13 protein-coding genes are annotated in these 12508 nt (G+C 56.6%); 4 read left to right on the top strand and 9 right to left on the bottom strand.

The window, feature by feature from the left end:
- On the top strand, nt 1-531 hold a 531-nt coding region (locus R6U90_RS04045), incomplete at its 5' end, for a hypothetical protein (RefSeq protein WP_410351383.1).
- Between the two features lie 144 nt (nt 532-675).
- Here the strand turns inward: R6U90_RS04045 and R6U90_RS04040 are convergent.
- Entirely contained in the window at nt 676-1272 is a 597-nt protein-coding gene (locus tag R6U90_RS04040) for a CBS domain-containing protein (protein WP_410351382.1), read from the bottom strand.
- A gap of 194 nt (nt 1273-1466) precedes the next feature.
- Nucleotides 1467-1853 carry an HU family DNA-binding protein gene (locus R6U90_RS04035; RefSeq protein WP_410351381.1) on the bottom strand — a complete coding sequence of 129 codons (387 nt, stop codon included), beginning with the start codon at nt 1851-1853 and terminating at the stop codon, nt 1467-1469.
- A gap of 167 nt (nt 1854-2020) precedes the next feature.
- Here R6U90_RS04035 and R6U90_RS04030 point away from each other — a divergent pair, with 167 nt between their 5' ends.
- A complete protein-coding gene (locus R6U90_RS04030; RefSeq protein ID WP_410351380.1) occupies nt 2021-2386 on the top strand; it encodes a Rieske (2Fe-2S) protein in 366 nt (121 codons plus the stop codon).
- An 85-nt stretch (nt 2387-2471) separates the two neighbouring features.
- Nucleotides 2472-3056: a TIGR04211 family SH3 domain-containing protein gene (locus R6U90_RS04025; RefSeq protein ID WP_410351379.1), complete on the top strand. Its 585-nt coding sequence runs from the start codon at nt 2472-2474 to the stop codon at nt 3054-3056.
- Nucleotides 3057-3114: 58 nt separating this feature from the next.
- Here R6U90_RS04025 and R6U90_RS04020 read toward each other — a convergent pair whose 3' ends face one another.
- Nucleotides 3115-4071: an HDOD domain-containing protein gene (locus R6U90_RS04020; RefSeq protein WP_410351378.1), complete on the bottom strand. Its 957-nt coding sequence runs from the start codon at nt 4069-4071 to the stop codon at nt 3115-3117.
- Nucleotides 4072-4296: 225 nt separating this feature from the next.
- Here R6U90_RS04020 and R6U90_RS04015 point away from each other — a divergent pair, with 225 nt between their 5' ends.
- A complete protein-coding gene (locus tag R6U90_RS04015) occupies nt 4297-5379 on the top strand; it encodes a cyclic nucleotide-binding domain-containing protein (protein WP_410351377.1) in 1083 nt (360 codons plus the stop codon).
- A gap of 94 nt (nt 5380-5473) precedes the next feature.
- On the opposite strand, the gene R6U90_RS04010 is transcribed toward R6U90_RS04015, so the two are convergent.
- The 6 genes from R6U90_RS04010 to purH form a co-directional block, all read right to left on the bottom strand.
- The gene (locus tag R6U90_RS04010) at nt 5474-5830 is read right to left on the bottom strand and encodes a histidine triad nucleotide-binding protein (protein WP_410351376.1); all 357 of its coding nucleotides are present in this window, start codon (nt 5828-5830) and stop codon (nt 5474-5476) included.
- A gap of 142 nt (nt 5831-5972) precedes the next feature.
- Nucleotides 5973-7016, bottom strand: a complete 1044-nt coding sequence (locus tag R6U90_RS04005; protein WP_410351375.1) for an NADP(H)-dependent aldo-keto reductase — start codon at nt 7014-7016, stop codon at nt 5973-5975.
- 138 nt (nt 7017-7154) lie between these two features.
- A complete protein-coding gene (locus tag R6U90_RS04000) occupies nt 7155-8261 on the bottom strand; it encodes an FIST C-terminal domain-containing protein (protein ID WP_410351374.1) in 1107 nt (368 codons plus the stop codon).
- 300 nt (nt 8262-8561) lie between these two features.
- On the bottom strand, nt 8562-9449 hold the full coding sequence (locus R6U90_RS03995) for a phosphoribulokinase (RefSeq protein WP_410351373.1): 888 nt from the start codon (nt 9447-9449) through the stop codon (nt 8562-8564).
- Nucleotides 9450-9609: 160 nt separating this feature from the next.
- On the bottom strand, nt 9610-10899 hold the full coding sequence (purD, locus tag R6U90_RS03990) for a phosphoribosylamine--glycine ligase (RefSeq protein WP_410351372.1): 1290 nt from the start codon (nt 10897-10899) through the stop codon (nt 9610-9612).
- Nucleotides 10900-10927: 28 nt separating this feature from the next.
- Nucleotides 10928-12487 (bottom strand): bifunctional phosphoribosylaminoimidazolecarboxamide formyltransferase/IMP cyclohydrolase, encoded by a 1560-nt coding sequence (gene purH, locus R6U90_RS03985; RefSeq protein ID WP_410351371.1) that lies wholly within the window; start codon nt 12485-12487, stop codon nt 10928-10930.
- Between the last annotated feature and the right edge of the window lie 21 nt (nt 12488-12508).

Genomic DNA, 12508 nt, shown 5'->3' with positions numbered 1-12508 from the left:
GCCGAAGCCATCAAAGCTTATCTGGGCAGTGAGGCCGCACGTTTTTCCTACGCTACCGAGGCCTTCGGGCAGCAATTCGGTCGTCTGGAAACCGAGTTCGGTGTACTGTTTACCGATCACGACGAAGCGGTCCGCGAGGATGATTTTCTGACTCACGTTGGGCTGCAGGTGCGCGGTGAAAGCCTGGACTTTCCGGTGATCGTTTCTATCGGTGGCCGGGCGTACTATGGCGAGGCAAGCAATTATGATGTCTCTGCTATCGCGATCGGGGGCGACATGCTGATGATGCCCGAAAGCTGGGGCGGTTTCGGCCTGGGCGCCTTCTTCTACTATGCACCGGGTGTGGTCGCATTTCAGGATGCCGAGAAGTTTCGTGAATGGGGACTGTTCGCCTCTTTCCAGATAACGCCCCAGGCGAGTGTCGTTGCCGGCATTCAGAATGTCGAGGCAGACATCGAAACCCCGGCAGGGGGCACCACTAGCGTCGAGATTGAGGACGGTACATTCTTCGGGGTGGATATCCGCTTCTAGATTTGAGCCCGGCTCGAATACAAGGGCCCGCCCCGGTCATCCCGGGGCGGGTTTTTATTGCCTGGCGATTCAAGCGTATCGGTATAGCGGTACCTTTACGGTGCGCCTCCGGATGTGACGTGGCGTGCGACCGGGAAGGTCCGCTTACCCGGCTGCCAGGGCCTGTTCCAGCTCGGCAAAGCTGTGAGCCCGGCCGTTATCGGGGATGGGTATGCCCAGTTGTCGGCTGATATGTGAGGCGGAAAAAATGCCACGAACGCGTTGTAATCCGTAGCGATCGTTATCGATCACCAGAGCATGCTGGCGGAACACCTGCTGCAGGGTCGCAACGACATCTCCGACACAGGCCATCTGGATATCGCTCAGGGCGAGAACATCCATTTCATCGTGCGGTGTCATGATATCTCGCACCATGATATCGAGATAGGCGCAATCCACTTCATGCATGTACTTCACGGGCTTCTCGCCCAGAATGTCGCTGGCAGTGAGAATCCCGGCTACTGAATTATCCGGCCGGCATACCAGCAGCAAGCGAACCTGGCTGGCGATCATCTTCTGGTTGGCCGCATCCAGATGTGTGGCCGGTTCCACCGTGACGGCCGCGACACGCAGCAGGTCGGTCATGGCATAAATGGCAGGCATATCGAGTGTCAGGTGATCGGGAAGCATCTGGTGTGGTTTATGATAGTCAATATGGTTGGACAATTTGCGCAGGGGCAAAGGGGCATAGTGTCTGGACATGGTTTCACCGTCGATTATTTCGGGCCATGTTCAGTAGATAGTCAATCCGGCGCAACTTTGCAAACCAGCAGAGAGGGGTTATCCGGGATAAAGAATGCGGGAATCGGGGAATTCGCCAGCCTGTGTTTTCAGGGGGTAGAACGAAAACGGCCGGGCAATGCCCGGCCGCGAGTCCCTGTCGAGTATTACGCTTTTCAGGCCGCCATGTCCTTGAGTGCCTTGAGCGGCTGCGCCTTGACCACATTGCGGGCCGGTTTGGCCTTGAAAACAGTGGGTTCGCCGGTGAACGGGTTGATGCCTTTGCGGGCCTTGGTGGCCGGCTTGCGGACAACCTTGATTTTCAGCAGGCCAGGCAGGGTGAAGACGCCAGCGCCGTTACGCTTCACGTGACCATTGATAATGGTAGCCAGTTCATCGAATACCGCGGCGACCTGCTTTTTCTGCAGTTCAGTGCGCTCGGCGATAGTGGCATACAGAGCAGATTTGGTCATCGGTTCCTTGATGGTTTTGACTGCCGGGGCCCTTGTAGCAGCGGTTTTCTTCTTCGCGACTTTTTTCTTGGCTTTTTTCTTCGTTGCCATGATTGCTCCTGAGTGTTCTGATGAGATTTTTTATGGTGCTAAAATAGCACAGTCTAACGCAATTTAAAGCTGTTATAGACTTATTTTTGACCATTTTGTATTTCTGACGCAAGCGTTTTTCCCTGATTTTCAGGGGATCAGATGCATCTGCGGTCAGGGAGTTTTGTATGAATGAGTTCAGAGTTTGTCATGTCGACGAGATTGGCGACCCGGGGAGTCTGCAAGTGAATATCGCATGCCGGGGAGAGGAGCAGAACCTGTTCATAGTGAAATTCGAGGGGGATCTGCGAGGTTACATCAACAGCTGCCCGCATACCGGGGTGCCACTTAACTGGCTGCCGGACCAGTTTTTTGACTATAACCAGGAATTGATACAATGCGCCTTACATGGTGCCCTGTTTCGTCCGCAGGACGGTTTTTGTGTATGGGGCCCCTGCCAGGGAAAGTCGCTGGCAGCCGTGTCGTTGCGAGTAGAGGAGCAGCAGATTTATGTAGCTTGTCCCCGGATCGAGCCAGAACCGCCCTCCCCGTGACAGCTTTTCCCGGAACAGACTAAATCCCCCCCCCAGGTCCTGCCGATACTGCATTAAGCCATAAAATTCATTACACTGCTCCTTTATGACTTATCGATTACTCATTCTCCTGTTTGCGCTGAGCGGCCTGTTGGGCGGGTCTGCTCACGCCCAGGACGACGACAAAAAGGTCTATATCAGCGATATGTTGCGGGTTGGCGTGCGTCCGGAGCCGGACAGTCGCGTGACCCCCGTTGGCGTAGTGACAACCGGTATGCATCTGGAAGTGCTGGCACGGCGCGATGGTTATATACGTATTCGCACCGACAAGGGGCTGAGCGGCTGGATCAGGGATATTTACACCACTGAAGACCCGCCGGCGATGATTCGGCTGGAACAGGTCAGAGAACAGCGTGCTGCGATGGAGAAGGAGCTTGAAGAATTGCGCCAGGCGGTTAATGTTCTGGAAGAAGCGAATCACACGCTCAACAATCGGCTCGATGATCTCAAGACCGAACGTTCCAAGTTGCAATTGCGCGTGGCCCGCAGCGCAGCGCAAACAAAGGAAAATGGCAGTGCTGTGATCTTCTGGGTGATCGGGCTGGCACTGATCGGAATTGCCGCCTTTGTCGGAGGAGTTGTCTGGCAGCGTTACCAGATCAGTCGACGTCTGGGGGGGTTGCGTTTCTAGGCAGTTCGCTCCGGTACTGGTTACCGCGAGACGCCTTATCAAGAGCCTGTGCCGGGGTTCAATTCATCAGGCTGTGGACCATGGCGTCAAGGACATCGGATGATTGCAAAACGTCATCCAGTGCATTTTTCAAATCGCTCTTGCATAACCCCAGTTGTTGGTAAAGCGCGCTTGCCGGCTCAGCGCTATCCGCATCGGAAAGATCGTGCTGTTTGAGCAGCTGATCAGTGACCTGAGTCAGCCAGACATAATCGGCAAATTCCCCCTGGTAATTCAGATTATGATGATGGCCGGCAACTGCCTGAAGCTCACCGGGCATCTGCCATTCCTCCATCAGGCGAACACCCAGACGCGCATGGGTAATACCCAGAAGTTGCTCTTCCAGCTCGATGACCGGACCGGCATCACCCGCATTGAGGGCATGGTTTAACCAGTGATATTTATCCGGGAACAGCTGTGCCAGCACCAGAAAACCGATGTTGTGCATCAGGCCGCACAGATAGGCAATCCCCGGTTGTAATTTTTGATCCCGATGAATCTGTGCGCTCAAATTTTGCATCAAAGCAGCACTATAGGTGGCGCTGCGCCAGAAATGATTCAGTCCCAGCTTGCCGGAATCGGGAAAATGGAATGCTCTGGCCATGGCACTGCCGATGGCCAGGTACATGACAGTTTCAAAGCCGAGTATCCGAAAGACGGCGTCATCCAGTGTCTTGACCTGGCCACGCTGGCCGAACAGGGGCGAGTTGGCATAACGGATGACCTGGGCGGCCAGGGAGGGATCCAGCATGATAATATCGACCAGCTGCTCGACAGTCGCATCGGGATCATCCCGTAGTTTCAGAATACGCAGGGCCAGTTCGGGAATCGCCGGCAGCTGATCAATCTGCTGCGCCTTGTCGGCGATATACAGCTCCTCCGGCAGGTACGGTTCTGCCAGTTTCTCACGAGTCTGGCGAGGGCGAAACGGAATGACATTGTCCCTGTTTTTATTTTTGTCCCTGTCGCCATTCATCGTGTCGATGCCTTTTTTGCTTATGATTGTGTGATGGGGTTAACATACCTGATGGCAGTTACTTTATAACAATACGGGCCCGAATGTCAGTTCCGGGTTGAAGCGGGTGCCTGGAAAGGCGAACCGACTGACTATGGAACAGGCCGACAAGGCTGTCAATTCCAGGGTGTATCAACCCTGCTCAGTTGTCTGGCAAAACGATAATAATCACAGTTGGTACCGCGGATGAATGATAAGCCGGTTTTAACAATCGAAGTTCTCAAAAAATACGAACCGATCGCCTCACTCTCTGCCGAGCGTCTGGAAGAGTTATTATCGCTACTGACACTGGACTCACCCGGTATCGGTGTCAGTCTGTTTCGCGAGGGGGATATCGATAACCAGACAGTCTATCTGCTGGATGGGGATATTCAGCTCAGTTCTTCTGATGGGACAATCAGCAAAGTGATCACGGCGCGGGATGACGAGGCTCGCTATCCTCTGGTCGACGGTCAGCCGAGACAGGCGACTGCCACGGCACTGACCCGCGGGCATGTGATCCTTATCGAGAACAGTATTCTCGACTATATGATGATGTGGGACCAGATGGCGGTATCCGAAGATCGTGATAGCCGGCCAGTGCAGACGATGACACCGCCTGTTGAACAGGAAAACCCGGCGCCGGAGGGGGGACGCAGCTGGATTCGCAAGGTCCGCCATATCATGGCGTTTGAGTCGATGCCACCGGCCAATATAAAACAGCTGCTGGAGAGAATGCAGCCGCTGGATGTCAGGGCAGGAGATCGCATTGTCGAACAGGGTGAGTCCGGTGATTATTATTATGTGCTGACCGAAGGCGAGGCACAGGTCACCCGTACGGTGCGTCTGGCCAATCTGGAGGCGGGCAGCAGCTTTGGTGAAGAAGCACTGCTCTCCGGCGGCAAGCGCAATGCCTCGGTGACCATGGAAACCGACGGTCAGGTGATGCGACTGGCCAAGCAAGATTTTGACGCCCTGCTGAAGGAGCCGTTGCTGGCCCGGCTCTCGCCTGACGAATCACGGCTTCGTGTCGCCCGGGGAGCGCGCTGGCTGGATGTCCGTCACTCCCGCGAATATCGCCATAGCCGCATGCCCCATGCCATCAACGTCCCTCTGCACGAACTTCGCATGCGCCTGGATGAGCTGGACAAGGAGATCGAATACATCTGTTATTGTACTACCGGAAAACGCAGTTCCGCAGCGGCTTTTTTGCTGGTCCAGAACGGCTTCAAAGCCAGCGTCCTCAACGGCGGCATCCAGGTCATGCCCCAGGACCTGCAACGGGACTGAAAGGCAATTTTGAATTTTAAATGCTAAATGTTGAATTAGTTTGTTTAACCAACCTGTAATTCACTATTCAAAACTAAAAAATTCAAAAATTGGTTTACCCGGGCGGCCAGTGCATGGTGCGGCCGGCGAGCAGATGGAGGTGGACGTGGTAGATGGTCTGCCCGGCCATGCGGTTGCAGTTCATCACCAGTCGATATCCTTGCTCGGAAAATCCCTGCTCTTTGGCATAGTGTTGCGCGGCGAGGATCAGGCTGCCGATCAGATCGGCGTCCTGCTTGTTGAAGTCATTGATGGTACTGACATGACGTCGCGGAATGAACAGAACATGCTGCGGCGCTTGTGGATTGGTATCGCGAAAACCGATGACGTGCTCATCGGTATAAACGATATCGGCCGATTGCGTGCCCTCGGCGATTTGACAAAACAGGCATGCCATACAGATCTCCTTCATTAACCCGTTCCTTAGTACTTAGTACTTAGGACTTAGGACTTAGAACTTAGAACTTAGAACTTAGAACTTAGAACTTAGAACTTAGAACTTAGAACTTAGAACTTAGGACTTAGTACCTGGCACCTAGCACCTAGCACCTGGATCAGGGACTGGGGTTGGGAAATTGCTGGTGGATGGCCTCGATACCGGCCAGTACCTCCTCGGACAGGGGCAGATCGATACTGGCAATATTGCTTTGCAGCTGGTTCATATCGGTGGCTCCGACAATATTGCTGGTCAGAAACGGCCGGCGGTTAATATACGCGAGCGCCATTTGCGCCGGATCCAGATTATGCGCGTGAGCCAGCGCCACATATTGTTCGGTGGCGGCGATTGCCTGGGGGTTGCTGTAGCGAGTGTAGTCCGGATAACGGCTCAGACGTGCCCCGGCCGGTTGCTTGCCGCCCAGGTATTTGCCGGAGAGCACCCCGAAGCCCAGCGGTGAATAGGCCAGCAGACCGCACTGCTCACGACAGGAAATCTCCGCCAGACCCACTTCATAACTGCGATTTAACAGGCTGTAAGGATTCTGGACCGAGACCATGCGGGGCAGGTTGTGTTGTTCGGCGAGCTGTAAAAAACGCATCACGCCCCAGGGTGTCTCATTGGACAGACCCACATAGCGAATCTTGCCCGCCTGGCGCTGCTCTTCCAGGGCCTCGAGGGTTTCCAGCAAGGGTGTGAAATCTTCATCGAACCGATGCTGGTAACCGAGCTGGCCAAAAAAATTGGTCTGACGTTCGGGCCAGTGCAACTGATAGAGATCCAGGTAATCGGTTTGCAGCCGCTTGAGACTGGCATCCACCGCCTGGCGGATATACTCGCGGTTATAACGGGTCTTGCCAGCACGGATATGCGGGATCCAGCTCTCGCCGGGACCGGCGATCTTGCTGGCCAGCACGACCTCCTTGCGTCGCCCGTTTTTCTGTAACCATTGACCGATGATCTCCTCGGTCCGGCCGTAAGTCTTCGCCTGCGGCGGGATCGAATACAGCTCGGCGGTATCGAGAAAGTTCACCCCCTGCTCCAGTGCATACTCGATCTGTTCGAACGCCTCGGCGGGCGTATTCTGTTCACCCCAGGTCATCGTACCCAGACAGATGACACTGACGTCGATATCGGTGTTGCCAAGTTTACGGTATTCCATAGTATTGATTCCGACTTATGAATATTGCCTGAATATATTATTGGGTTCGCTAATGCACGCAAATTAACGGCAATGCTACATGAGTTTATATATGTCTATTTGCGTGTATTCGCGTTTATTTGCGGATTTCATTTTAAATTATAGAAACAAGGTCAGGACGCCGGTGTAGCCGTACAGGCGCTGGCCGGCGATTTCGCCGTTGGCGTAGAAGCCGACCAGCGGGATGTCGCCGAAAACCTCACTGATCATTTTCATTTCCTCACTGTTCTCGCCGAACAGATGCCGGCCCCGGCCCAGACAGGAGATATAGACGCCGCCTTTGGGTTCGGCGCCCCGGAGCCGTTTCTTGACGTCGGCCAGCATGCGTTGCATGTCTTCGATCGCTGATTTACCGTCGCGGCGACAGAACATGATCGGGGTATCAGGAGTCATGTGTTCACCGATGGCCAGCAGGTTGTTGTCCGGATCGAAGCCGATGACGTTGCGCACCAGATAGTCGCCGGTGTCGCTCCCCTGGACCGGAAAAGCGGCAAAGATATAACCGGCAGCCCGATCGATATCGCGGGCCAGCACCTCGCCAATATCCTCCTTGAAGACCTCCAGCGCCGGACGGCCATCGATGGTCATCGCCATGTGATGATCGCAGGTGGTCAGCATTCGCGGTTCGGTGATCGGCGTACAACCCTGGCTCAGCCCCGTTACCATGGGGATATTCTCGAATATAACGCCGGAGAGTGAGCCTTCGGTGAGATCGTCGGCTACCTGGAAATAATGGTTATCCGAGGAAGTTAAACCGCCGATCAAATAACCGTTACCCAGTTGTTCGGGCAGGTCATGGATCGTCTCGGGCAGGTGCCCGTTGCGGGGATCGCCATGGACTACGGTCGGGCGCAGGGAAAAATCGTTCGGATTGAACGGTGGCGGGGCCTGCTGTTCTTCCCGGGCCATGTCGAAGACGCGGAACTGTTCTTGCGGGAACTGGCAGGCGAGTAAGACGATCGCCGGTTGCTCATAATATTCGGTATTGGTGCAACAGATTCCATTGCCGATGCTGCCAACCCAGTGTGCGATGCCGGTCTGTTCCTTGAGATAGCGCAGCAGTTTGCTCAGCTCGTTACTGAAGGCATCGGTGACATAAATGAAAGCCAGGTTGCATTCCTCGCAGGTACCGATCTGTTTTATCACCTGATCGGCGGCTTTTTGCCATTCGTTCTCGGCGGCATGTCCCAGTTTGAATTGTGTCATCGTCACTCTATTTGCCGGTTGTCAGGGTCGATCATGCTAGCATGTAACCGGCCCGGTTATCGATATGCCCTGATTTAAATCGGTTCACCCACCTCAGATTCACAGACAATTTCAGCAAACTACTGAATGGAATACTGGCAGGTTATCAGGCGGTTGTTCTGACCGGCTGTTTGGTGCTTGCCTTATCGGACTGGCCCGCCTTGTCGATGCAGGGTTATGTACCGGTACAGGTTCGAGGTGGTCATCAGACAATAAAAAACCGGGCAAAGCCCGGTTTTTTACTGGCCTGGAAACCGTCTCTCAGGCTTTTTTCTTTTGCTGGATCATATCGTGAATCAGCGGGTTGAGGACAAGCTCCATGGCGAAGCCCATCTTGCCGCCCGGTACCACGATGGTATTGCGGCGTGACATGAACGAATCGGGGATCATGTTCAGCAGGTAAGGGAAATCGACCCCGGTCGGATCGCTGAAACGAATCACGATAAAGCTTTCGTCCGGCGTCGGGATATCCCGGGCAATAAACGGGTTAGAAGTATCTACCGTCGGTACCCTCTGGAAGTTGACATGGGTGCGGGAGAACTGCGGTGTGATGTAATGCACGTAGTCTTCCATGCGACGCAGAATGGTATCCACGATCGCCTCGGCGGAATAGCCGCGCTGTGCGTTGTCCCGGTGAATTTTCTGGATCCACTCCAGGTTGACGATCGGCACCACGCCCACCAGCAGATCCACGTGTTTGGCCACGTCGATATCGCCGTCAGCCACACCGCCGTGCAGGCCTTCATAGAACAGCAGGTCGGTCTTTTCCTTGATCTCTTCCCAGGGTGTGAACTGGCCGGGAGTGAGATCGGTGCTCAGCCGGCTGTTGTGCTCGGCCGCTTCCTCGTCGCTGTGCAGGTAATAGCGGCGCTTGCAGGTGCCGGTCTTGCCGTAGGTCTGGAAGGTCTCTTCCAGCAGCTCGAAGTGATTGGCTTCCGGGCCGAAATGGCTCAGCTGCTTGCCTTCTTTGGCAAAATCAGCAATCGCTTCTTTCATGGCCGCGCGATCATAGCGGTGAAAACTGTCGCCCTCGACGACCAGCGGGTTGATCTGCTCGCGGAAGAAGATATGTTCAAAGGCGTTTTTTACCGTGGTGGTCCCGGCACCGGAGGAGCCGGTGACCGCGATAATGGGATGTTTTGCAGACATGGGGTCTCCCTTGGGTCAAACGTTGGAATGTTGTTGTAATGAATTCGGTTGTTCTGCGGCGGCCCCGGGCCGCGAGCGAGCCGTCTATTCTAATAGAATGTCTGGCGGAAGTCTCGCCATCAGGTGATTTATCGAGATACGAAGATCGCGTCGTTTGGGACTATTTTTCCGCCTGTTCGCGGACAATTGCGCGATATCCGATATCGTTGCGGTAATAGACCTGTTCCCAGTAAATCTGCTCCACCAGCGCATAGGCTCGCTGCTGGGCCTCGCTGACGGTCTCTCCCAGTCCCACGGCGCATAGCACGCGCCCGCCGCTGGTCACGATTTGCCCGTCCTGCTGGGCGGTACCGGCATGAAATACCTTGCTGTCGGGCGTCTCGTCAGGAAGCCCCTGGATAACATCCCCCTTGCGATAGCTATCCGGATAGCCGCCGGCCGCCATCACCACCCCCAGCGCGGCGCGAGAATCCCATTCGGCCTCGATCTGATCCAGTCGGTGGCCCAGCGCCGCCTCGCATAACGCGACCAGATCCGAGCGCAGGCGCATGAGAATGGGCTGGGTTTCCGGGTCGCCGAAGCGGCAGTTGTATTCGAGCACCTTCGGAGTACCGTCCGGGCCGATCATCAGCCCGGCATAAAGAAAACCGGTGTAGGGGTGACCCTCGGCCGCCATGCCGCGCACAGTCGGCTCGATGACCTCGCGCATGACTCGCGCATGGATCTCGGCCGTGACCACCGGGGCCGGTGAGTAGGCGCCCATGCCGCCGGTGTTGGGGCCGCGGTCGCCGTCGTCACGGGCCTTGTGATCCTGGGAGGTAGCCAGCGGCAGGATGTGCTCGCCGTCGGCCATGACGATGAAGCTGGCTTCTTCGCCCCGCAAAAACTCCTCGATGACCACCCGGTGACCGGCGTCGCCGAAGGCATTGCCGGCCAGCATGTCGCGCACCGCGGCGATGGCCTCGCCTTCGGTTTGCGCCAGGATGACGCCCTTGCCGGCGGCCAGTCCGTCCGCCTTGACCACGATGGGCGCGCCCTGTCGGCGGACATAGGCGATAGCCTCGTCTACGTCGGTAAAATTACCGTAGGCGGCGGTGGGAATGTTGTGGCGCTGCAGAAAATCCTTGGTGAAGGCCTTGGAGCCTTCCAGCTGGGCGGCGGCGCGGGTGGGGCCGAAACAGGGCAGGCCGGCGGCGGTAAATTCATCCACCACGCCGGCCACCAGTGGCGCCTCGGGACCGACCAGGGTCAGATCGATGGCCTTGGCCCGGGCAAACTCGAGCAGGGCCGGAATGTCCCCGGCGCCGACAGGCACGTTTCGCAGGCCAGGTTCCCGGGCGGTACCCGCGTTGCCGGGCGCCACATAGACGGTTTCGACCCGTACGGATTGGGCGGCTTTCCAGGCCAGGGCGTGTTCCCGTCCGCCCCCGCCGATGATCAGAATTTTCATACGCGTGTCGCTCATGCCAGGTGAGTGTTCAGTGACGGAAGTGGCGCATGCCGGTGAAGACCATGGCAATGTCGTGTTCATCGGCGGCGGCGATCACTTCCTCGTCGCGCATGGAGCCGCCGGGCTGTATCACCGCCCGGATACCGGCCTCGGCCGCCTGGTCGAGACCGTCGCGGAAGGGGAAGAAGGCATCGGAAGCCATCACCGAACCGGGGACTTCCAGGCCTGCCTGTTCGGCCTTGATGGCGGCGATGCGCGCCGAGTTGACCCGACTCATCTGCCCGGCGCCGACGCCGATGGTCATTAACTCTTTTGCGTAGACAATGGCGTTGGATTTGACGAACTTGGCTACTTGCCAGCTGAACAGCAGATCGCCCAGCTCCTGTTCACCGGGCTGGCGTTTCGTGACGATCTTGAGTTCATTATATAAAGCCAGATCGGCCTCCTGGACCAGCAGGCCGCCGTTGACCCGTTTGAAGTCGAGCCGCGACTGGCCGTTGCTGAACTCGCCGCAGGCCAGCAGGCGCACGTTCTTCCTGGCCGCGACGACTGCGACAGCCTCGGCGCTGACAGACGGCGCAATGATGACCTCGACAAACTGGCGTTCGACAATCGCCCTGGCGGTTTCGACGTCCAGTTCCTGGTTGAAGGCGATGATCCCGCCGAAGGCCGATTCGGGATCGGTGGCATAGGCGCGGTCGTAGGCGAGCAACAGGTTCTCGGCCTGGGCGACGCCGCAGGGATTGGCATGTTTGACGATGACGCAGGCCGGGGTATCGAATTGTTTGACGCACTCGAGCGCCGCATCGGTGTCGGCGATGTTGTTGTAGGACAGTTCCTTGCCCTGCAGCTGGCGGGCGGTCGCCACCGAGGCCTCGTGCTGATCGGCTTCCACGTAGAAGGCGGCGGCCTGATGCGGGTTCTCGCCATAGCGCATGGCCTGTAACTTGTGGAACTGGCTGTTGAAGGTGCGCGGCAGACCGCCGTGTTGTCCGTTGCTGTCAATGGCGCCCAGATAGTTGGCAATCGCAGCGTCGTAACCGGCGGTATGCTCGAATGTTTTGACTGCCAGATCGAAGCGTGTGGCGTCGCTTAGCGCTCCGTTGTTGTCGACCAGCTCTTCGAGTACCGGCGCATAGTCGTCGCTGTTGACCAACACCGCGACTCCGGCATGGTTTTTGGCCGCCGCGCGCAACATGGTGGGTCCGCCGATATCGATGTTTTCGATCGCGGTAGGCAGATCGCAGTCGGGTTTGGCAATGGCCTCGCGGAATGGATAGAGGTTCACGATCACCATGTCGATGGGCGGAATGCTATGTTCCTGCATCACTGCATCGTCCTTTCCGCGTCGACCCAGTAGCCCGCCGTGGATCTTTGGATGCAGGGTTTTAACGCGCCCGTCCATCATCTCCGGGAAGCCAGTGTAGTCGGAGACCTCGGTTACCGGAATCCCGGCTTCACTCAGCAACTTTGCCGTGCCGCCTGTGGAAAGGATCTCGATACCGAACTGCTCGTGCAGCTGTTTGGCAAACCCGGCGATGCCGGTTTTATCGGAGACGCTGATCAGCGCGCGCTGGATTTTATTCATGGTTGTATGTTCCCCACCAAC

This window comes from Thiohalophilus sp., assembly GCF_046483665.1.
Classification (GTDB): domain Bacteria; phylum Pseudomonadota; class Gammaproteobacteria; order UBA6429; family Thiohalophilaceae; genus Thiohalophilus.
This window is presented reverse-complemented; position numbering and strand designations above follow the sequence as displayed.